We start from the raw sequence: 20153 nt of genomic DNA on the forward strand, positions 1-20153 counted from the left end.
TTCAGCTCCCCATGTACAGGATGATCAACGCGCACAGGCAGGCGTACAGCGCGCCTTCAAACAGGGCCGGATGCCAGACCCGCTGTATGACCCCCAGCTTTTGCAGCAGCCAAAGCACGGCAATCAACAGCGGCACCGCCAGCAACAAGGCCTGGGCAATAGGCGGCAGGTAGACGCCGCCAATCTCGAAATCAATGGGCAAGGGCCGGGGCTCCTTCTGCAGCAGGTTCAAGATAGGGGCTGTAGTGGCGCAAGAAGCCGGCAATCACCAGCAAGGCGACACGGATACGGAACAGCGAGCGTAGCTGCTCGGCAGGCGCCTGCAGCTGTTCTCCGTGCAGGTTGTCGAGGCTTTCACCCAGCGCCTGCAGGGTCTGCAGCAAGCTCGGCAGCACCACCGAGGTGCGCCCGGCGATGTATCGGCCGGCATTGCGCAGCACCTGCTCAAGCTGCACGCGCAATGCCTCTGGCAGCAACGGGTTGGCCCTGCCCTGCTCCTGCAACTGGCGCATGGCAACGCCCAGGGCCATGCAACCCAGGTTGACCTCGAACAGTGCCCGCGAGCGTTCGTCGCGGGTCGCCGGCAGCAGGCCGATAATCAGGGTCAGGCGGTCGACCATGCGGCTTTCAAAGGCGAACTGGCGTTCATCCGACGCCGGGCCCTTGAGCAAGGCATACACCTGTTCACGGGTTTCGCGAAACAGGCGCTCGATGCGTAATTGTGGGTTAAACGGGAAAATCCAGGCATACACCATCAGCGACAGCGCCGCGCCACAGACATACGCGCCAGCGAACTCGAACCACTGGATGGCGGTGTTTTGCCAGGCGCCGATGTTCTGCGGGCCGAACAGCAAAAAGCTCGACAGCCCCAGGCCCATGCCGATCCCTGCGGTCATCGGCCCCGACAACCCCACCGCCACCACATACAGCAAAGGCAACAACAGCAGTGCGAGCATTTCGAAGTCGACTACCTGGGGGATCAGCCAGAACTGGTACAGCGCCGACACCACCAATGCCAACCCCAGGCCGCGGGCATAGTTCTGCGCGGCCATCAGCGGGCGCGGAAAGGTCGCCATCAGCGAGCACAGAATCCCCACCAGGATCATTCCGGCGCGGGCACCGTCCCAGGCGGTCTCTATCCAGATCAGCCCGGCAGCGACCAGGGCGATAAAGGCGCGGCTGGCGTTCATTGCCGCCAGACGCCAGTCCAGGTGCAAGGGATTGGTGCGCCCTTGGCGGTACAGGCAGTCTCCGGGCCGGCCTTCCTGGATGGCATCGCTGAGCTCGAGCATTTCGCCCAGCTGTTCAAGCAGGCGCGCCTGCTCCCAGCGCAAGGCCCAGGCCAGCGAGCGCAGCGGGGTTGGCAGGTCGCTTTGCAGTTGCTCGGCTTGCAGCGCGGCCTGGTCGAAGCGCCGCTGCAAGGCGCTGAAGTGCTCGCGGGCCTCCGCTGGCAAGGCCCGGCCCTGTTGCGCCAGCAGGTCAAGGAAGGCCAGCTCATCGGCCAGCAGGCGGCGGATGAACTGCGGGTAATCACCTTGCCAGCGCTCGGCGATCATCAGCTTCTGGTTACGCAGCACCGTCAGCCGCGAGCTGAGCAGCACCAGCTGGTTGCCCAGCAGTTGCACCAGGCCATTGGCCCCGCGCAAATGCGGCGCGTCGAAGTACAGGTGCCGACGCAAGCCTTCCAGGGCGCTGATCTCGCCGAGGATCTGCATCTGCCGCTGGCTGAACTCGGCAGCGCTCTCTTCGCCGCGAATCGCCGCCGCGGCATGGCTGGCCATGAGCTTGATCAGGTTGTCGACCTTGGCAAAGTACCCGCTGGCCACCGCCTGCGGCCGCGCACTGAGCAGGCTGACCGCACATACGCAGGCCACTGCCAGCAGGGTTTCAGTGACCCGGGTAATCGCCAGCATCAGGGTGTTGTCCTGTTCCGGGATCGCCAGCATCGCGACCACTACGGCGGTAAAACCGCTGAGCACGAAGGCATGCGAACTGGTGTAGCGCAGCAAGGTGCCGCCGGCGGTACACAGGGCCAGCCACAGCGCCAGGGTAATGATGAACGGCAACGGCGCCTGCGGGAACAACGCCATGATCAGCACCGCCACCGCCGCCCCCAGGGTAGTGCCGACCACCTGGGCGAAGCTGCGCTGCAAGGTCATGCCGCCCAGGGGCTGACTGACGATGAACACCGCCATGATCGACCACTTGGGTTGGTCCAGGTCAAAGATGAACGCCAGGTACAGGGTCAACAGGCAGGCGACGATGGTCCGCAGGGCGAAGCGCAAGGTGTCTGCGCCTGGGTGCAGCACCAGTCGCCAGTAATTGATCAAAGGTTGCACACAGGTCTCTCGAAAGTCCTTTGAGGGAAACAGTAGCTATTGAAGCCCATCAGGGAAAGACAACGAGATGACCCTCAGCGTTGCATATCTGGAACGATCCGCTGCGGATGCAAAAATTGTCATGCTTTTAACCTTGACCCTGCGCTGCCCGAGAGTTAGTTTCTCGCCCGCATTTTTGCATGCCTACACAGGAGTCCTGCATTGGACAGTAGCTCTAGTCGATTGCGACAGGTCCACACGGCGCGCTAGTTCAGCAGGTTCCTTCTGCCACTGGCACGCCGAACACGGCGGTTAGTGGCGATTCGCATCCCTTGCGGATGACAAATCCTCATTCTCCCTCCCGCACACCTTGCACCTTCAATGGTGATGAAGGTTCGTGGCCCTGCGCATTCTCTTTTTTCACGTGCATCACCCCCGGGGTTCGGTGCCAAAGCGGCGTATTGCCGTGGATTCGAGGTTTGCTATGGATTGGAAAGTATTTCTGCTGCGCGTCACCGTCGCGCTGGTACTCGGGGCGCTGATCGGCGCCGAACGTCAACTGCGCCAGCGCCTGACCGGCCTGCGCACCAACGCCCTGGTCAGCACCGGCGCCTGCCTGTTCGTGCTGATGACCCAGGCGGTGCCGGGCATGGCCGCGACCGACGCCTCGCGCGTCGCTGCCTATGTGGTCTCGGGCATCGGCTTTCTCGGTGGCGGCGTGATCATGCGCGACGGCCTCAACGTGCGCGGCCTGAACACCGCCGCCACCCTCTGGTGCACCGCCGCCATCGGCGTGCTGTGCAGCCTGGGGCTGCTGCTGGAGGCGGCGCTGGGCAGCTGCGTGGTGCTGTGCGCCAACATCCTGCTGCGCGACATCGCCCAGCGCCTGAATCATCAGGACGTGCTGCCGGCCAACGAGGCCGAGCAACGTTTCGAAGTGCGTATTACCTGCCGTGCCGAGGACGAGATCCAGGTGCGCAGCCTGATGCTGCACAGCTTCGGCAACGACGGCCTGCGCCTGCAGTCGTTGCACAGCGAAGACCTGGCCAACCCGGCCAAGCTGGAAGTGCGCGCCGAGCTGATGGGCAGCCCCGATGCACCCACCCAGCTGGAACGCCTGGTCAGCCGGGTGAGCCTGGAGAAAGGTGTCAGCTCGGTGCGCTGGCAAGTGCAGGAGCTGACGGCGGACTAACGGCGTTCGTCCGACAGCGGCGTGGGCTGATCCGGCTCGGGCAAGCGGCCATCCTGGTCCGGAGCATCGGGCAGGCGCTCGATGTCCTGGGGCTGGTCGCGCCGCTGCGGCTCGCCGGGAACATTCGGGTCGGTGACCGGATCATGTTCACGTTGCGGGTTGTTAAGCGGATCTTTCCAGAGCGGATCATCTTCGGGACGTGGCTGACTCATGACAACTACCTCGCAAAAGCGGCGCAAGCAAATGCGCGCCGTACAGTTTCGAGGTTTGGCACTGGCCCGCAGTGCCTTCCAGGCGATCAACGGTACACCCGCGAAAATATGCTCAATGGCCAGCAAAATCCGCTGCAGCACCCAGCCGCTCAAGGGGTATCGTGTAGCAAAATAATCAGCCAGAGGTGCACTGTGGCGTCCTATACCTTGCGACAACTGAAGTATTTCGTCACCACCGTAGAATGCGGCAGCGTCGCCGAGGCATCGCGCAAGCTGTACATTGCCCAGCCGTCGATTTCCACGGCGATCAAAGGCCTGGAAGACAGCTTCGGCGTACAGCTGTTCATCCGCCATCACGCCCAGGGCGTGTCGCTGACACCCGGTGGCGCGCGTTTTTACCGCAAGGCCCAGGAGCTGCTGCGCATGGCCCGCGAGTTCGAGCAGAACGCCCTGGCCGACAACGACGTGGTCTGCGGCCAGATCGACATCGGCTGCTTCGAAACCGTCGCCCCGCTCTACCTGCCGCGCCTGATCGCCGGCTTTCGCGAGCGCTTCCCGGGCGTGGAGATCCGCCTGCAGGACGGCGAGCAGCAGGAACTGGTGCAAGGCCTTACGGGTGGGCGTTTTGACCTGGCGATCTTCTACGAACACGACCTCGACAGCACCATCGAGACCGAAGCCCTGACCGCACCGCAGCGCCCCTATGCGCTGGTGCCGGCCGGCCATCGCTTTGCCGGACAGGCCCAGGTGTCGATCCGTGACCTGGCCCTGGAGCCGATGATCCTGCTGGATGTGCAGCCGAGCCGGACGTATTTCGTGAGTATTTTCGAAGAGCTGCAACTGAGCCCGAACATCGTCTTCAGCTCGCCATCGATCGAGATGGTGCGCGGCATGGTGGGTCAGGGCTTTGGCTTTGCCCTGCTGGTGACCAAGCCCCATGGCCACAGCACCTATGACGGCCAGGAAGTGGTCTGTGTGGAGATTGCCGAGGATGTCACCGGATCGGCACTGGTGGCCGGCTGGCTCAAGCGTGCGCAGCTGACCAAGCCTGCGCAGCTGTTTGTCGATTACTGCAAGGAGCAGTTTGCCGCCTGGCTGGCTTAGGGTTCAACAGCATCGCGGGGCAAGCCCGCTCCCACAAGGGATCGGTGTACACCTGACCTGTGGGAGCTGGCTTTGCCGGCGATGCAAGGCAAAGCCTTGCCAATCAGCCTCAGCGCGCAGCCCAGGCGTTAAAGCGCTGCTCCAGCTCCTCGCCATGGTCCACCCAGAACCCGGCATCCACCGCCCGCGCCCCGGCCAGGTTGGCTTCGGCGGTCGGCAACTGCTGCTGGACAGTCGCCGGTAGCAGCTTCAATGCCTCGCGGTGTACCGGCCCGTAGGGGATCTGCTCGGAGAACACCTTCTGGGTCTGTGGCTGGCTGGCAAAGGCGATGAAGTCCTCGGCCAGGGCCTTGTTCGGCGTGCCCTTGACCACCGCCCAGTATTCCGGATCGTACAGGCTCTGCGGCCAGACGATACTGAGCTTCATGCCCTCCTTCTGCGCCGAGGCAATCCGGCCGTTGTAGGCCGCGCTCATGACCACGTCTCCGGCGATCAGCCACTGCGCCGGTTGTGCGCCGGCCTCCCACCACTGGATATTGCCCTTGATCTGGTCCAGCTTGGCAAAGGCGCGGCTGACGCCCTCGGCGGTGCCCAGCACTTCATACAACTGCTCGGGTTTGACGCCGTCGGCGAGCAAGGCGATTTCCAGGGTGTACTTGGCGCCCTTGCGCAAGCCGCGCTTGCCGGGGAAGTCGGCGACGTTCCAGAAGTCCGCCCAGGAACTCGGCGCCCTGGCCAGCTTGCCGTTGTCATACGCCATGACCATCGACCACACGTAGGTGGCCACCCCGCACTCGCTGAGGGTGCCCGGGACGAACTGCGCCGGGTCGCCGAAGCGCGCCGGATCGAGGCGCTCGAACAGACCCTCGTCACAGCCGCGCAGCAGCTCCGGGCTTTCGACTTCGACCACGTCCCAACTGGTATGGCCGACATCGACCATGGCCTTGATTTTCGACAGTTCACCGTTGTACTCGCCGGCAACCACGCGTCCTGCGCCGCTGGCGTTGAAAGGTTGGAAGTAGGCCTTGTCCTGGGCCTGCTTGGTGGCACCGCCAAAGGAGATGACAGTGAGGTTCTGCGGCGCAGCCGACACCGCGCTGCACAGCAAAACCAGGGCAAAGGGAACACAGCAACGCAAGGATCTGGACATGAAGCGGTTCCTCTAATAGGCCGGCACGCCCGCGCGCGCCGGCCGCTTTTGGGCTTACAGGCGACCGAATTCGCGGGCGGTACGGTCTACGGCGGTACGGGTCTTGTCGACCAGTTCATCGATGTCGGCGTGGCTGGCCACCAGGGCCGGGGCCATGATCATTCGGCCCAGGGTCGAGCGGATGATCAGGCCTTCTTCAAAGCCGAGGGTGCGGCAACGCCAGGCCATGTCGTTCTCGTTGGCAAAACGCTTGCGGCTGGCCTTGTCTTCGGCGAACTGCAAGGCGGCAACCAGGCCGGTGCCCTGCACCTCGCCAATCAACGGATGGTTGCCGAACACTTCGCGCAGGCAGCGCTGCAGGTACGGGCCGGTCTCGTGCTTGACCCGGCTGACGATGCCTTCGTCGCGCAAGGCCTTGAGGTTGGCAATCGCCACCGCCGCCGCCACCGGGTGGCCGGAATAGGTCAGGCCGTGGGCGAACACCCCGCCCTGCTCCACCAGCACTTGCGCCATGCGTTTGGACAGGATCAGGCCGCCCATGGGGATGTAGCCGCTGGTCAGGCCCTTGGCGATCGACAGGGTGTCGGGCTCGAAACCGAAGTGCTGGTGGGCGAACCACTCGCCGGTACGGCCAAAGCCTCCGATCACTTCATCAGCGCACAGCAGCACGTCGTACTGGCGGCAGATACGCTGGATTTCCGGCCAGTAGCTTTCTGGCGGGAAGATCATGCCGCCAGCGCCCTGGAATGGTTCGGCAACGAAAGCAGCAACGTTCTCGGCGCCAAGTTCGAGGATCTTTTCTTCCAGCTGGCGCGCCGCGCGCAGGCCAAACTCGGCCGGGGTCAGGTCGCCTTCGTGGGCGAACCAGTACGGCTCGTCGATGTGCGCGACATCGGGGATCACCCCGCCCATGTCGTGCATGAATTTCATCCCGCCCAGCGCCGTGGCGCCCAGGGTCGAGCCGTGGTAGCCGTTCCAGCGGCCGATCATGATCTTCTTCTGCGGCTTGCCGAGGATCTGCCAGTAGCGGCGCACGGTACGGATCAGCACCTCGTTGGCTTCGGAGCCGGAGTTGGTGTAGATCGCGTGGCTGTAGTGCGCGGGCAACAGGCTGAACAGCAGCTCGGACAGCTCGACCACCGCCGGGTGGGTGGTGTGGAAGAACATGTTGTAGTACGGCAGCTGCTCAAGCTGCTGGCTGGCAGCCGCGGCCAGGTCCTTGCGGCCATAGCCGAGGTTGGTGCACCACAGCCCCGACATGCCGTCCAGGTAGCGCTTGCCGTCGTTGTCCCACAAGGCCAGGCCTTCGCCACGGACGATCACCCGCGGGCCTTCGGCGTTCAGCGCTTTCTGGTCGAGGAAGGCATGAATGTGGTGCGCGGCATCCGCTGCCTGGTAATCGCCGGTGCTACGGACAGGTTTCACTTGAGCGGTCATTGCGAGTCTCCTTGCGGGTTTTTATCGTTTTGAGTGCCCAGCACGCTTTCCAGCGGCTCGGGCTTGAACAGCGGCTTGCCCATCACGCCCTTGATCCACAGCACGGCGATGATCGAGACGATCAGCAGCACCAGGCCGGCGTAGGCAAAAATCGAAAAGGTCATGTCCGGGCTGGGCGAGACGTTCCAGATCGCAAACAGCATGCCGGCGATGCCGAACAGCTGCGGCAACGGGTAGAACGGCGTACGGAACGGCCGCGCCACCTGCGGGTAACGCCGGCGCAGGGCAATGACGTTGACATGGGTGATGATGTACGCCAGCAACCAGGCCAGGGCGGCGGACAGCAGCAGCTGGTTGATCGCATCGGCATGGTCGTGCATCAGCAGCAACGGCAGGCCGGTGACCGCAGCGATGAACAGCACCGCCACCCACGGCGCGCCGGTGCGCTTGCCCTGACGCTTGAAGATGCCGAAGGCCTGGCCGTTGCGCGCCATGCCGAAGAGCATGCGCGGGATGGCGGCCAGCGAGCTGTTGAGGGTGCTGCAGGTGGCGGTAATCGCGGCGGTGACCAGGAACACCTTGCCGGCCTCACCGAAAACGGTGGTGGCGAACAGGTAATGTGGCAGGCCGTTACTGGCCAGTTCCGCCTGCGGCACGGTGAGCAAGGCGCCCAGCCCGTACAGGCTGATGATCACGAAGATGATGGTCAGGCCGAGCATCATCGAGCCCGGGATGTTGCGCTCCGGACGGCGGGTTTCTTCTACCAGCGGGCAGACGAACTCGGCGCCGACAAAACCCCACACCGCCATCGCCGTCAGGGCAATCACCCCCAGGCCCAACGGGTTCCAGTGGGCACTGTCGAACAGGGCCGGGTTGGGCGCGACAATATCGCTGTTCATCGCGCTCAGGCCCATCACCAGCAACACCACGGTCATCACCACCGCCAGCACCGTTTGCAGGCGGGCGAAGATGTCGATGTTGAACAGGTTGAGCACCGTGAACAGCGCCAGTACCGCCAAGGCCACGGTCAACGGCGGCATCGAGTGCGGGTAGACCTTGTCGATGATGAACTCCATCAGCAACAGTTCGGCCGACAGCGCGAACATCGCCACCACGATGTAGCCGGAAAAGGTCGCGAGGATCGCCGGGAACTGGCCGATGGCAACTTCGGTGTAGGTGCTCAGGCTGCCGGCGCGGGGGATCATCAGCGCCAGTTCCGAGAACGAACAGGCGTAACTCAGGGCCAGCAGGTAGGCCAGGCCCAGGGGCACGATAAAGCCCAGGCCGGCGATGCCGACGCCCTGCAGCATCAGCACCATCACGCCCTGGGACACCACCAGGCCGATGGCCACCGCCAACAGCGCAGTGAGGCCGAGTTTCTTGCGACTTGCAGGCGGCGCCAGGGCGCCGGTTTGCACGCTTGCATTGCTGTTCATCGGTTGCTCCGAGTTGTTGTTATTGGAAGAACAGAGTTGTTGCCTGTGCTGGCCTCATCGCGGGTCAAGCCCGCTCCCACAGGCCCTCAGCCACGCAACTGAATCCAGGTCGTCTTCAACTGCGTGTACTTGTCGAACGAATGCAGCGACAGATCCCGCCCAAAGCCCGACTGCTTGCCGCCGCCAAAGGGCACGGTCACATCCAGGGCATCGACGGTATTCACCGACACCGTGCCAGCATTCAGCCGCCGGGCGACGCGGTGGGCGCGGTTGAGGTCGTCGCTCCACAGCGAAGCCGCCAAGCCATAGATATGGTCATTGGCCATGGCCACCGCCTGGTCTTCGTCATCGAACACGCTGACCGCCAGCACCGGGCCGAATACCTCTTCGCGGGCCAGGGTCATGTCGGCTGTGACACCAGTAAAAATCGTCGGCTCGATGAAGTTGCTCGAGCCGTCGAAGCTCAGTTGCCGTCCGCCACAGACCAATTGGGCGCCCTCGGCCTGGGCCTGCGCGATGTAGTGCATGATCCGCTGCGCCTGGCGAGAGTCGACAATGGCCCCGGCCCGGCTCGCCGGGTTCAGCGGATTGCCCGGTAGCCACTGGCGCGCCTTGTCGATCAGGCGCTGAATGAACTCATCGGCAATCGAGCGCTGCACCAGCAGGCGCGAGTTGGCCGAGCAGACTTCGCCCTGGTTGAAGAAGATGCCGAACGCGGCTTTCTCGGCCGCCAGGTCCAGGTCCTGGCAATCGGCGAACACCAGGTTCGGGCTCTTGCCGCCGCATTCCAGCCACACCTGCTTGAGGTTCGACTGCGCGGCGTACTGCATGAAGTACTTGCCAACCTCGGTGGAGCCGGTAAACACCAGGGCATCGACGTCCATGTGCAGGCCCAGGGCGCGACCGGCCTCTTCACCCAGGCCCGGCACGACGTTGAGCACGCCCTTGGGAATGCCCGCTTCAATCGCCAGCTCGGCCAGGCGCAGCGCCGAGAACGGCGATTGCTCGGCGGGCTTGAGCACCACGCTATTGCCCGCAGCCAATGCCGGGGCGAGCTTCCAGGCGGCCATGTCCAGCGGGAAATTCCACGGCACCACCGCACCGATCACCCCCAGCGGCACCCGGGTGATGGTCGCCAGGGCATTGCTGGCGGTCGGCGCCACCTGGTCGTAGAGCTTGTCGAGGCTTTCGCCGTACCAGGCAAACACATGGGCGGCGCCCGGCACGTCGATGTTCCAGGCATCCATCACCGGCTTGCCCATGCTCAGCGAGTCGAGCAAGGCCAGCTCGTCGCGGTGCTCCAGCATCAGTTGCGCCAGGCGCAGCAGCACGGCCTTGCGCTCGGCCGGTGCCCGCTTCGCCCAGGAGCCTTGCTCGAACGCCTGGCGAGCACTGTGCACGGCCTGGTCGACCTCGATCTGGCCGCAGGCGGCGACCTGGGCCAGCAGCTTGCCGGTGGCCGGGTTGATGACATCGAATCGCGCCCCGCTTGCGGCCTGACAGGCCTCGCCTTCGATAAACGCGCTGTCGATCAGGCGCTGCTGTTGCGCCAGGGTTGTCCACTCGTTGAAATGCTTCACCGCAGACTCCTTGTTGTTATCCGTTGTTGGAGAGGTATTCGGCCAGGCGGTCCATCAAGCGGTCACAGGCCGCCATCTGCTCGACGCTGACAAATTCATCCGGCTTGTGGCCCTGGTCCATGCTGCCCGGCCCGCACACCACGGCCGGAATCCCGGCCTGGTCGAACAAGCCGCCTTCGGTACCAAAGGCCACGGTGCTGAAGGCGTCGCTGCCGCACAGCTGCGCCACCAGTCGCGCCGCCGCGCTTTCAGGCGCGGTGGCCAGGCCCGGATAGGCCGAAATCGCTTCGAAGCGAATCGCCGTGTCGGCCTTGACCGCTTGCATGGCCGGCAGCAGCGTTTGCTCTGCGTAGGCTTGCAGCTCGTCCACCACCGCCTGCGGCGCGAAGGCCGGCAAGGCACGCACTTCAAAGTCGAAGCGGCAATCGGCCGGGACAATGTTCAGCGCCGTGCCGCCGTGGATCACCCCGACCTGCACGGTCGAGAACGCCGGATCAAAGCGCGCATCGTGATGCTCCGGCGCCGCCAGGCGCTGGCCGATCTCGCCCAGGCGCCCGATCAGCCGCGCCGCCTGCTCGATGGCGTTGACGCCATAAGGCGCATAGGCCGAATGGCACGGCGCACCGTGCACATGGCAACGCATGGCCAGCTTGCCCTTGTGGCCGAGCACCGGTTTGAGCTCGGTGGGTTCGCCGATCAGGCACAGCGCCGGTTGCGGGATGCGCTGGGGCAGCACGTCCAGCAGGCTGCGCACGCCCAGGCAACCGACCTCCTCGTCATAGGAGAACGCCAGGTGCACCGGCCGGCGCAGGGGGCTGGCGAGAAACACCGGCACTGCCGCCAGCACCGAGGCCAGGTAGCCTTTCATGTCGGCGGCGCCACGGCCGTACAGCTTGCCGTCGTGCTCGGTGAGGCTGAACGGCTCGAGCGTCCACGGCTGACCGTCGACCGGCACCACGTCGGTATGCCCCGACAACACCACACCGCCCACCACTGCCGGGCCAATGCTGGCCAGCAGGTTGGCCTTGGTCCGCTCCGTGTTGTAGATCAGCTCGCAGCTCACGCCCAGGCCGTGCAGGTAGTCGCGGACGAACTCGATCAGGGCCAGGTTCGAATCGCGGCTGACCGTGGCAAAGCCAATCAGCCTGGCCAGCAATGCACGGCTGCGCAGCTCACTCATCGCCCGGCACTCCGTAGCTCGGCGCCAGGGTCGGGTTGAGGGCGCGGGTCAGGTAGTCCTGCAACTGCGGCTGATAAGCGGCCCAGAGTTTGTTCAGCTCGCCAATGGGGTTTTCCTCGGCCCAGTCCACGCGCAGGTCAACGATCGGCCAGATCAGCTCGCCGACCACCGACAGCGCCGCCGAATGCACCGCCCCGGCTTCGCCGCCGGCGTCCTGGCCGGCCTGCAGCGCGCTCAGCAAGCGGGCGGCCAGGCAGCCCTCGCTGTTTTCGAAGGCCTCGACCATGCGCTCGATCACCGCGCTGTTGGCCAGCAGGTTGCCCGCGGCCACGCATTGCTCACCGGCCACGGCGTTATTGATGCCCAGCGCATGGTTGCCGCTGAACAGCGCCGTGCGGCCCTGGGCATCGACCACCGCCACCTGGCGGTACTGGCTGTAGCCGTTGCGCGTCAAAGCGCGGTCCAGGGCCTGGTGTGGCGCCAGGCCTTCGTCGAGGCCGTCGAGTATTTGCGGGCCGAGGGCCGGCAAGGTGATGTTCTGACTCGACACCGCACCCACGCCGGTGCGCAGCCACGGGCAGCGGGCGCCGACGGCGATGCTGGATGAGCTGATGGCAATGCCCAGCTGGCCGGTTTCGGCGCAGCGCCCAACGATGGAGAAGGTCATGGCACGCTCCTTATTCGGGGATGACCGCAATCACGTCGATTTCCATCAACCACTGCGGCTGGCCGAGAGCGCTGACCACCAATCCCGTAGAGATCGGGAACACGCCCTTGAGCCATTTGCCGACCTCCTGGTACACCGGCTCGCGGTAGCGCGGGTCGATCAGGTAGGTGGTGGTCTTGACGATATGACTGAGGTCGCTGCCAGCTTCCTCCAGCAGTTGCTTGACATTGCGCATGGCCTGCTCGGCCTGGGCCCGTGGGTCGCCGAGGCCGACCAGTTGGCCGTTGAAATCGGTGCCCACCTGACCCCGTACATACACGGTGTTGCCGGCACGCACGGCCTGGCACAGGTCGTTGTCCAGGGTCTGGTTGGGGTAGGTGTCTTTAGTGTTGAACATGCGAATACGGGTATGAGTAGGCATCAACGGGCTCCCATGAGGCTGACAGGTTGGCTGGACGCTTGGTGCTCGGCTTGGCGCTGCGAAGCGTCGCGATAATTGAGGTAGGTGCGCTGTTTTACGATGTGGTCGGCGATGTGCTTGGCGTCGTGCCACACCCCCCAGATAAAGGCCGAGCCGCGTCGCGACAGCCAAGGCAGGCCGACGAAATAGACCCCTGGCTCGCTGGACACGCCGCGCTGGTGCTTGGGTTTGCCGTTGTCCTTGAAGGCGTCGACCTGCAGCCAGCTGTAGTCCACCGAATAGCCGGTGGCCCAGATGATGGTGCTGACGCCGGCCTTGGCCAGGTCGAGTTCCAGCAGCGGCTGGGTCAGGCACTGCGGGTCGGGAAGAATCTCCCGTGCCTGCGGTTCTTCCGGCAGGTTCAGGCCATTGCGGGCGATGTAAGCGTCGGCCGCATCGAGCAACGCCAGGTAGTTTTCGTCACCGCGGGCGATGTTCTCGGCCAGGTTGGCCTCGAAGCTGACCACCCCGTTGTCGAAGCCCTTGGTCAGGCCGACCAGGGTCATGCCCTGCTGGGCCAGCTTGCGAAAATCGACGGTGTGGCCGCCACGGGCGCCGCTGACGGCGATGGTCACATGCTCCTTGCCCGGCTGCATGGTCTCGGCATCCCACTCGCCGAGCACGCCCAGCCACCAGCAGAAATCACGGTTGCGATAAGCCCGTGGCGGCCGGTCGTGGGCACCGACCGAGAGGTATACCTGCTTGCCGGCGCGCTGCAGTTCATCGGCGATCTGCACGCCCGAGGAACCGGCACCCACCACCAGCACCGCGCCTTCAGGCAGCTGCTGCGGGTTGCGGTAAGCGGCCGAGTGCATCTGTTGCACGCTCGACGCTTGCACGGCAATCGGCGGGATCACCGGGCGCTGGAACGGGCCGGTGGCGACCACCACCTGCTGCGCTTCGATCACCCCGTCGCTGGTTTGCACAGTGAAACCCGGGCGATCGCTGTTGCGCACCACCTGGGTGACATCGACGCCGGTGCGGATCGGCGCATTGAACTTACGGGCGTAGGCTTCGAAGTAGTCGGCGACCTGGTCCTTGCCAGCGAAGGCGTCCGGGTCCAGGCCCTCGAATTCCAGGCCCGGGAAGCGGTCGTGCCAGGCCGGGCCGTTGGCCACCAGCGAATCCCAGCGGCCGGTGCGCCAGGCTTCGGCAATGCGCTTGCGCTCCAGCACCAGGTGCGGCACGCCCAGGCGGCTCAGGTGTTCACTCATGGCCACACCGGCTTGCCCGGCGCCAACTACAAGCGTATCGATTTTGGTTTTATTGGTTGTCATGTCTGCGCCCTACTGAGTTGTCCCACGCGGGTGGCCGTGGGAGGGTGTAGGTCGCATTCTGGGAGCGCGCGGGAAAACGCGAAATTATGATTTTTATGGTTGTTAGAGAGTAAAAAACTGGGGCGGCTTTGCAGCCCATCGCTGGCAAGCCAGCTCCCACAGAGATGTTGCACACCACAACTCCTGTGGGAGCTGGCTTGCCAGCGATCGAGCGCGGTTGCGGACCGGCCGACGATTGACGACACTGCAGCTTTACCCTGCACAGTTGCCGTCATGTCCCTGAACATCCGCCTTTCCCGCGCTGAAGACGCACCTTTACTACCCGCAGTCGAACGTTCGGCAGCGCAGGCCTTTGCCTGTCATCCAGGACTGGAATGGATTGCCGAAGGACCGCTGCTCAGTAGCGCCGAGCACATGCCATTCATCACCTCAAACCAGGAGTGGGTGGTGGTCGATCAACAGGATGAGCCCCAAGGATTCATTTGTACGAAAGCCATGGGGCACAACCTGCACATCGTTGAATTGTCAGTGGCTCAGGCTTATCAAGGGTTGGGCTACGGTCGGCGACTGATCGCTGCCGTGGGCGACTGGGCCGGCACTCAAGGCTTTGTTGCACTGACGCTCACGACCTTTACCGACGTCCCTTGGAACGCCCCCTTTTATGCACGCTTAGGCTTTACGCGCCTCGCTGATGGCGACCTGGACGGCGCGCTTGCGCAGCTACTGGAAGTGGAAGTCGCTCAGCATTCGAGTGCGCGCTGCGCCATGTCGCTTGCCCTTCGCTAATACCGAGCCAGACTAGCGTGGCATCGGGATATCGGGAACATTGACAGCGATGATATCCAGCACCAAGTCGACTGTTTGCCCTCGGCCAACGCTGGCATAAAGATTATGCGTGTTGTGAACCGCAGGGCCTTTTTGTTGTTTGTCTACCCTAATGGCTTTTTTTCCTTCCGGCACAAGGCTGACGGGCGATAGTGCTCCGCGTTGAGCCTCGACCTCTTTGCCATTGCTGAGCAAGCTCCAGAATTGCCCTTTGCCATAGGCTAATGGCGTGCGGTAAAGCCCCAGATAGTCATTGGTGCTGATATCTACTGACCAGCCGTGGAAGGCGCTTGCAGGATTGTCAACGCAGATCTGGTAGAGAAGTTTTTGTTCTTCAGGGTTAAAAAAGCACGCAAAGAGAAAGCCCATGGGGGCCGCAGCGTCCCGTGGCAGATTGAAGGTCAGCCAACCGTCACTTTGCTTGAGGCGCTTTTCGGGATTTACATTGCGGTAATCCTCCTGATATTCCCAAGTGTCCAATGTGCCCGCGTGCCCCTCTGTAGTGGAACGGACATAGGCAACAAATGAGCGCTCGGGTTGGTAATCATACGTCGGCATTGGCAATTTCCTCTGTTCTTCAGTTTGATCTAAGCGCAAAGCGCGCCCCATCAAGCTAATCTCAGGTTCCAATCGCTGAGAATGAGGAAAAGTCCCCACCGCGCACCTGCCTGGCGGGTGAAACTCATCCAGCGTCCCGATGTTGCTCAATTTTTTTCTCTAACTGGCGCAGCTGCGCTTCCTGCTTGCCGATCAGCTGCAACTGGCGGCGCAGTTCCGAGACTCGCTCGGCCAGGCTCAAGGCCAGGTCCTTGTTCTGTTTCTCCAGTTCGTCACGTGATCCGCTGAGCTGCGCAAGCTTCACCTCCAATCCGTGGATTTGCGCCTGCTGACGTTCGCCCTGGGTCTTGAAGCCGCGCTGGGCATCCTTGAGCGCGCGGATCTGTACCAGCAAGCCTTCGTTGTCGCGGTTGAGCCGGGTCAGCTCGTCCTGTTTGACGATCAGGGTCTGCTGCAACTGGCGCACTTCCACTTGCAGCAGCTGCACCTGCGCCTCATGGCGACGCTGATCCTGATCGCGCTGTTCGCGACTGGCGTTGCGGTAATGCTCCAGGGCGTCACGGGCATGCTGATGCTTGTCTTCCAGCGAGCGGATCTGCTCGTCCTTGTCCGCCAGGCGCAGGTTCAGCTCGCCCACGGCCTGGTTGAGCGTGGCGTTACGTGTCTGCTCGCTTTGCAGGGTGCTGCGAGTAGTGGCCAAAGCTTCTGATTCGCTGGCCAGTGCCGCGGCCTGGATCTCATGCTGCTGTTGCAGCGCCGCCAATGCCTGCTGGCTGATCTGTACCTGGGCCAGCAGCGTCTGGCGCTCGTGTTCGAAGGCGCTACGGGCTTGCTCGATGCGCGCCTCGCCCTCCTGCTGCAGCTGCTCAGCCAGTTGCTCGACCAGCGTCGCCAGAGCCTCGCTGAGGTTTGGCGCGGTGGTAGGCGCGGCTGGCTGCAGGCTTTCCAGTTCTTTCAGATAGCGGTGAATGGTGGTTTTCGAGCCGGTATTGCCCAGTTCGATACGTACCGCATCGATACTTGGATGCTCGCCACGGGCCAGCAGCGCCTGCCGCGCCTTGTGCACTAATGCTTTATTGATACCGCCACGGGCCATGTGAGCTCCTACTATTTCATACTGTGTTACGTACCATGTATTTACATACTATCTCATTCATTGATTCTGTGATCGATGAACCTGCTGCTAAGATGAAATAATCACGGCTTATCGCATGTTAAGGGTTAAAATGTCGGCCTGAAGTGCCGAGGTCGGTACGTTTGGCCAGGAGCACCGCCATGAACCCCATCGAACGCTATCTGCAGGCCGCCACCCGGGAGAACACCCGGCGCAGTTATCAGGCCGCCGTTGAGCACTTCGAAGTGAGCTGGGGAGGCTTTTTGCCGGCGACAGCAGACAGCATCGCCCGCTACCTCGCCGACCACGCCCAGACCCACTCGATCAGCACCCTCAAGCAGCGCCTGGCAGCGCTCGGGCAATGGCATGTCAGCCAGGGCTTTCCCGACCCGACCAAGGCGCCGATGGTGCGCCAACTGCTGAAGGGCATCCGCACGCTCCACCCTGGCGAACCGAAGCAGGCAGCGCCGCTGCTGATACAGCATCTGCAAACAGCCGTTGCGGCAATTGAGCATGACGCTGTCCAGGCCCGCGCCCGGCACGACCTGCCTGCGCTGCTGCGCGCCAGTCGTGACAAGGCCTTGCTGTTGATCGGTTTCTGGCGTGGGTTCCGCGGCGATGAGCTGGCGCGTCTGCAGGTCGAGCATATCCAGGCGCAGGCAGGCGTCGGCATGACGATCTACCTGCCCCGCAGCAAGGGCGACCGCCAGGCGCTGGGCGTGCGTCACCGGGCGCCGGCGCTGAAGGTGCTGTGCCCGGTACAGGCTTACCTGCAATGGCTAGAGGTGGCGGGCATTGCCCATGGGCCGGTGTTTCGCAAGCTCGACCGCTGGGGCAACCTGAGCGAACAGGCGCTCAACAGCAACAGCCTGATCGGCCTGTTGCGGCGCATCCTTGAGCGCGCGGGTGTACCGGCGGCTTTATATACCGGTCACTCACTGCGCCGCGGTTTTGCTACCTGGGCGACCAGCAATGGCTGGGAGCTCAAGGCCCTGATGAGTTATGTCGGCTGGAAGGATGCCAAGTCGGCACTGCGCTATATCGATGCGTCGGTGTCGTTTGGCGAACTGGCGCTGCTCGAAGGTGGCAGCAGCGCTGGGCTACTGACGGATCAGGCTTGACACAAATAGTGAAGGTGCTGGCCTCATCGCGGGGCAAGCCCGCTCCCACAGGTCTGGCGGGCGCAATTCCACAGGCGGGCAATGTCGCGAGCACGCGCCTGGAGCAAGGCTGGTGCGTTGGCACAGGCCGATTCCAGGCTCATCGGGCCGCTGGTCAAGGCAAACGCGGCGTCGATGCCATGGGCATACAGCTGCTCATAGCCCTCGCCCAGGGTGCCGGCAATCACTACCACGGGTACGGCGTGACGCCGCGCTACCCGGGCCACGCCGAACGGCGTCTTGCCGCGCAGGGTCTGGGCATCGAAGCGGCCTTCGCCGGTAATCACCAGGTCAGCGCCCTGCACCGCCGCCTCGAGACCGGCCAGTTCGGCCACGACCTCAATCCCGGGACGGAAGGCGGCCTGCAGGAAGGCTTTGGCGGCGAACCCCATACCGCCCGCCGCGCCACATCCGGGAAAATCACGCACATCAGTGCCCAACAGTTGCGCGCAGTGATCGGCAAAGTGACCCAGGGCCTGGTCGAGGGCTTGTACCTGCTCGGGGCTGGCGCCTTTTTGCGGACCGAAGATGGCCGAGGCCCCATTGCTGCCACACAGGGGGTTGTCGACATCGGCGGCGACTTCCAGCTGCACCTCTGCCAGGCGCGAGTCCAGCGCGCTGGCATCGATGCGGGCTAGCCGGGACAACGCCAGCCCGCCTTCAGCCAGCGGCTGATTCTCAGCATCAAACAACTGCAGGCCAAGCGCACGCAGCATACCGCTGCCCGCATCATTGGTCGCACTGCCGCCAATGGCCAGAATGATCCGCCGGGCGCCGGCGTCCAGCGCCGCGCTGATCAGTTGCCCGGTCCCGTAGGTGCTGCTGCGGCAGGCATCGCGCTGGCCCAGCGTGAGCAACTGCAGGCCACTGGCAGTGGCCATTTCGATAATCGCCGTGTGACTGTCGCCCAGCCACCCCCAACCGGCCTCGACCGCCTCCCCCAGTGGCCCGCGCACGCGCTGGCTGCGCAGCTCGCCAGCACAGGCGGCAACGATGGCCTCCATGGTGCCCTCGCCACCGTCGGCCATCGGGCACTTGACCAGTTGCGCCTGCGGCAACACCTGGGCAAAACCTGCAGCAATGGCGTCGGCGACGCCTTCGGCGCTGAGGCTGTCCTTGAACGAGTCGGGGGCGATGACGATTTTCATGGGGATTCTCCTGATCCAGATGCCTGCATGCTGACAGTTGGGCCTTGATTGTTCGTCAGTCGAATGCACAAAAACCGGCGGCCTTTGTTTGGCACTTGGCCAAAGTCGAGTCAGCTACCGGCCGGCAGCAATTGCAACCCCAGGTACAGGCTGAGCATCCCCTCCAGCCGCAGCGGGTCGACTTCGCTCAGTTCGGCGATGCGCTCCAGGCGGTAGCGCAGGCTGTTGCGATGAATGCCCAGGGCATCGGCGCAGGCCTGGCTCTGGCCATCATGGGCGCACCAGGCACGCAGGGTTGCCAGTAACTGGCCGCTGTTGTCCTTGGCGCGAATCCGCTGCAGCGGCTCGAGCAGCTCATCCAGGGCGTCATCGTTGCGGTGGCGCCACAGCAAGGCCGGTAGCCGATAGCGGCTCAGGGTCAGCAGGCGCTCGGCTGGCAGCACTTCACGCCCATAAGCCAGAAGGTCGCGAACCCGGCGATAACCGCGGCGCAGCTGCTCCAGGCCTTGCGCCGCCGACCCTGCGGCCAGGCGCTGGACCTGCCAGCCGTGACGCTGCAGCCGATCCAGCAACTTCGATTCATCGAGCACCACCGTGGCGGGCCGGCACCAGAGCAGTGATTGCCGCGCCGGGCTGACGCACCAGCTGTCCGGATAACGACTCATCAACCAGCTGGCCAGCGCTTCGGCTGCGGGCCCGGCATCCAGTTCGAACAGGCAGGGAATGCGCGGCAGCTGTGGCTTGAGCCCCAGTTGCCGGGCCTCGTCGACCAGGCGCGGTGAATCGCCGGAGCCACCCAGCAGCAACGCCAGCAAGTCATCGCAGCGCTGGCGCCGCCATTGCTGCTCGACCTGCAGGTGACGCTGGGCCAGGAGCATTTCGGCGGTCATGCGCACCAGCTCGCCATAGGTGCGCAACTGCTGGGGATCGCCGGTCAGGCCGAGCACACCGATCAGCCGACCGTCGAGCAGCAGCGGCAGGTTGACCCCGGGCTGCACGCCCTTGAGGCACTTGGCTGCTTCCACATCCAGTTCGACGATACGACCATTGGCCAATACCAGTTGCGCGCCTTCGTGGCGGGTGTTGATGCGCTCCGGCTCGCCACTGCCGAGGATCAGGCCCTGGCTGTCCATGACGTTGACGTTGCACGGCAAAATCGCCATCGCCCGCTCGACGATGTCTTGTGCCAGGTCATGGTCCAGTTCGAACATGGGAGGATCCTTGTTGTCGCAATGATTGGTCCGGGGCACAGCAGGCCAGGCAAAATGCTGTGCAAAAGCACAAAGACAGCCACGGCCCGCTCACCGAGACTCGCAGCAGCAGCCGCCTCGATGC

General features: G+C 63.9%; 19 protein-coding genes. 4 read left to right on the top strand and 15 right to left on the bottom strand.

Annotation, left to right across the window (positions count from 1 at the left end):
• Position 1 precedes the first annotated feature (1 nt).
• Both LOY45_RS13680 and LOY45_RS13685 read right to left on the bottom strand, forming a co-directional pair.
• Complete coding sequence (locus tag LOY45_RS13680; protein ID WP_258577824.1) at positions 2 to 202, bottom strand: DUF1656 domain-containing protein; 201 nt, start codon at positions 200 to 202, stop codon at positions 2 to 4.
• A complete protein-coding gene (locus LOY45_RS13685; protein WP_258577825.1) occupies positions 192 to 2339 on the bottom strand; it encodes an FUSC family protein in 2148 nt (715 codons plus the stop codon). The genes LOY45_RS13680 and LOY45_RS13685 overlap by 11 nt, the downstream gene beginning before the upstream one ends.
• A 463-nt stretch (positions 2340 to 2802) precedes the next feature.
• Between LOY45_RS13685 and LOY45_RS13690 the strand changes: the two genes are divergently transcribed.
• Complete coding sequence (locus LOY45_RS13690; protein ID WP_038995292.1) at positions 2803 to 3510, top strand: MgtC/SapB family protein; 708 nt, start codon at positions 2803 to 2805, stop codon at positions 3508 to 3510.
• On the opposite strand, the gene LOY45_RS13695 is transcribed toward LOY45_RS13690, so the two are convergent.
• A complete protein-coding gene (locus tag LOY45_RS13695) occupies positions 3507 to 3722 on the bottom strand; it encodes a hypothetical protein (RefSeq protein ID WP_134064644.1) in 216 nt (71 codons plus the stop codon). The genes LOY45_RS13690 and LOY45_RS13695 overlap by 4 nt on opposite strands.
• A 192-nt stretch (positions 3723 to 3914) precedes the next feature.
• Here LOY45_RS13695 and LOY45_RS13700 point away from each other — a divergent pair, with 192 nt between their 5' ends.
• Positions 3915 to 4826: a LysR substrate-binding domain-containing protein gene (locus LOY45_RS13700; RefSeq protein WP_233674683.1), complete on the top strand. Its 912-nt coding sequence runs from the start codon at positions 3915 to 3917 to the stop codon at positions 4824 to 4826.
• Between the two features lie 109 nt (positions 4827 to 4935).
• Here LOY45_RS13700 and LOY45_RS13705 read toward each other — a convergent pair whose 3' ends face one another.
• The 8 genes from LOY45_RS13705 to LOY45_RS13740 all read right to left on the bottom strand — a co-directional run bounded on the left by LOY45_RS13705 (position 4936) and on the right by LOY45_RS13740 (position 14013).
• On the bottom strand, positions 4936 to 5976 hold the full coding sequence (locus tag LOY45_RS13705) for an ABC transporter substrate-binding protein (RefSeq protein ID WP_258577826.1): 1041 nt from the start codon (positions 5974 to 5976) through the stop codon (positions 4936 to 4938).
• A 54-nt stretch (positions 5977 to 6030) separates the two neighbouring features.
• Positions 6031 to 7413, bottom strand: coding sequence for an aspartate aminotransferase family protein (locus tag LOY45_RS13710; protein ID WP_115086693.1), 1383 nt, complete (start codon positions 7411 to 7413; stop codon positions 6031 to 6033).
• Positions 7410 to 8849, bottom strand: coding sequence for an APC family permease (locus LOY45_RS13715; protein WP_115086694.1), 1440 nt, complete (start codon positions 8847 to 8849; stop codon positions 7410 to 7412). Before LOY45_RS13715 ends, LOY45_RS13710 begins: the two co-directional genes overlap by 4 nt.
• 86 nt (positions 8850 to 8935) lie before the next feature.
• Positions 8936 to 10429 carry an aldehyde dehydrogenase gene (locus tag LOY45_RS13720; RefSeq protein ID WP_134064638.1) on the bottom strand — a complete coding sequence of 498 codons (1494 nt, stop codon included), beginning with the start codon at positions 10427 to 10429 and terminating at the stop codon, positions 8936 to 8938.
• A 16-nt stretch (positions 10430 to 10445) separates the two neighbouring features.
• Positions 10446 to 11609, bottom strand: a complete 1164-nt coding sequence (gene argE, locus LOY45_RS13725) for an acetylornithine deacetylase (protein ID WP_258577828.1) — start codon at positions 11607 to 11609, stop codon at positions 10446 to 10448.
• Positions 11602 to 12276, bottom strand: a complete 675-nt coding sequence (locus tag LOY45_RS13730) for a DUF1028 domain-containing protein (protein ID WP_134064634.1) — start codon at positions 12274 to 12276, stop codon at positions 11602 to 11604. The genes argE and LOY45_RS13730 overlap by 8 nt, the downstream gene beginning before the upstream one ends.
• Positions 12277 to 12286: 10 nt before the next feature.
• Positions 12287 to 12697 (bottom strand): RidA family protein, encoded by a 411-nt coding sequence (locus LOY45_RS13735; RefSeq protein ID WP_003201555.1) that lies wholly within the window; start codon positions 12695 to 12697, stop codon positions 12287 to 12289.
• Complete coding sequence (locus tag LOY45_RS13740) at positions 12697 to 14013, bottom strand: flavin-containing monooxygenase (protein ID WP_134064632.1); 1317 nt, start codon at positions 14011 to 14013, stop codon at positions 12697 to 12699. Before LOY45_RS13740 ends, LOY45_RS13735 begins: the two co-directional genes overlap by 1 nt.
• Positions 14014 to 14286: 273 nt before the next feature.
• Here LOY45_RS13740 and LOY45_RS13745 point away from each other — a divergent pair, with 273 nt between their 5' ends.
• The gene (locus LOY45_RS13745) at positions 14287 to 14799 is read left to right on the top strand and encodes a GNAT family N-acetyltransferase (RefSeq protein ID WP_258577829.1); all 513 of its coding nucleotides are present in this window, start codon (positions 14287 to 14289) and stop codon (positions 14797 to 14799) included.
• Positions 14800 to 14811: 12 nt separating this feature from the next.
• Here the strand turns inward: LOY45_RS13745 and LOY45_RS13750 are convergent, their stop codons facing one another.
• Both LOY45_RS13750 and LOY45_RS13755 read right to left on the bottom strand, forming a co-directional pair.
• A complete protein-coding gene (locus LOY45_RS13750; RefSeq protein ID WP_258577830.1) occupies positions 14812 to 15396 on the bottom strand; it encodes a hypothetical protein in 585 nt (194 codons plus the stop codon).
• A gap of 124 nt (positions 15397 to 15520) precedes the next feature.
• Positions 15521 to 16492, bottom strand: a complete 972-nt coding sequence (locus LOY45_RS13755) for a DNA-binding protein (protein ID WP_115086701.1) — start codon at positions 16490 to 16492, stop codon at positions 15521 to 15523.
• Between the two features lie 179 nt (positions 16493 to 16671).
• Here LOY45_RS13755 and LOY45_RS13760 point away from each other — a divergent pair, with 179 nt between their 5' ends.
• A complete protein-coding gene (locus tag LOY45_RS13760; protein ID WP_258577831.1) occupies positions 16672 to 17631 on the top strand; it encodes a site-specific integrase in 960 nt (319 codons plus the stop codon).
• Positions 17632 to 17654: 23 nt separating this feature from the next.
• Here the strand turns inward: LOY45_RS13760 and LOY45_RS13765 are convergent, their stop codons facing one another.
• Both LOY45_RS13765 and LOY45_RS13770 read right to left on the bottom strand, forming a co-directional pair.
• Positions 17655 to 18818: a glycerate kinase gene (locus tag LOY45_RS13765; RefSeq protein WP_258577832.1), complete on the bottom strand. Its 1164-nt coding sequence runs from the start codon at positions 18816 to 18818 to the stop codon at positions 17655 to 17657.
• A 110-nt stretch (positions 18819 to 18928) separates the two neighbouring features.
• Positions 18929 to 20029, bottom strand: coding sequence for a sugar diacid recognition domain-containing protein (locus LOY45_RS13770; RefSeq protein ID WP_115086704.1), 1101 nt, complete (start codon positions 20027 to 20029; stop codon positions 18929 to 18931).
• Positions 20030 to 20153: the final 124 nt, after the last annotated feature.

The organism is Pseudomonas wadenswilerensis (assembly GCF_024749185.1).
GTDB classification, from domain to species: domain Bacteria; phylum Pseudomonadota; class Gammaproteobacteria; order Pseudomonadales; family Pseudomonadaceae; genus Aquipseudomonas; species Aquipseudomonas wadenswilerensis.

Bases quoted from the DNA above. Each gene is read 5' to 3' on its own strand.
- LOY45_RS13690 (WP_038995292.1), top strand. From the start codon at position 2,803: ATGGATTGGAAAGTATTTCTGCTGCGCGTCACCGTCGCGCTGGTACTC.
- LOY45_RS13695 (WP_134064644.1), bottom strand. From the start codon at position 3,722: ATGAGTCAGCCACGTCCCGAAGATGATCCGCTCTGGAAAGATCCGCTT.
- LOY45_RS13705 (WP_258577826.1), bottom strand. From the start codon at position 5,976: ATGTCCAGATCCTTGCGTTGCTGTGTTCCCTTTGCCCTGGTTTTGCTG.
- LOY45_RS13710 (WP_115086693.1), bottom strand. From the start codon at position 7,413: ATGACCGCTCAAGTGAAACCTGTCCGTAGCACCGGCGATTACCAGGCA.
- LOY45_RS13715 (WP_115086694.1), bottom strand. From the start codon at position 8,849: ATGAACAGCAATGCAAGCGTGCAAACCGGCGCCCTGGCGCCGCCTGCA.
- argE (WP_258577828.1), bottom strand. From the start codon at position 11,609: ATGAGTGAGCTGCGCAGCCGTGCATTGCTGGCCAGGCTGATTGGCTTT.
- LOY45_RS13730 (WP_134064634.1), bottom strand. From the start codon at position 12,276: ATGACCTTCTCCATCGTTGGGCGCTGCGCCGAAACCGGCCAGCTGGGC.
- LOY45_RS13735 (WP_003201555.1), bottom strand. From the start codon at position 12,697: ATGCCTACTCATACCCGTATTCGCATGTTCAACACTAAAGACACCTAC.
- LOY45_RS13740 (WP_134064632.1), bottom strand. From the start codon at position 14,013: ATGACAACCAATAAAACCAAAATCGATACGCTTGTAGTTGGCGCCGGG.
- LOY45_RS13745 (WP_258577829.1), top strand. From the start codon at position 14,287: ATGTCCCTGAACATCCGCCTTTCCCGCGCTGAAGACGCACCTTTACTA.
- LOY45_RS13750 (WP_258577830.1), bottom strand. From the start codon at position 15,396: ATGCCGACGTATGATTACCAACCCGAGCGCTCATTTGTTGCCTATGTC.
- LOY45_RS13755 (WP_115086701.1), bottom strand. From the start codon at position 16,492: ATGGCCCGTGGCGGTATCAATAAAGCATTAGTGCACAAGGCGCGGCAG.
- LOY45_RS13760 (WP_258577831.1), top strand. From the start codon at position 16,672: ATGAACCCCATCGAACGCTATCTGCAGGCCGCCACCCGGGAGAACACC.
- LOY45_RS13765 (WP_258577832.1), bottom strand. From the start codon at position 18,818: ATGAAAATCGTCATCGCCCCCGACTCGTTCAAGGACAGCCTCAGCGCC.
- LOY45_RS13770 (WP_115086704.1), bottom strand. From the start codon at position 20,029: ATGTTCGAACTGGACCATGACCTGGCACAAGACATCGTCGAGCGGGCG.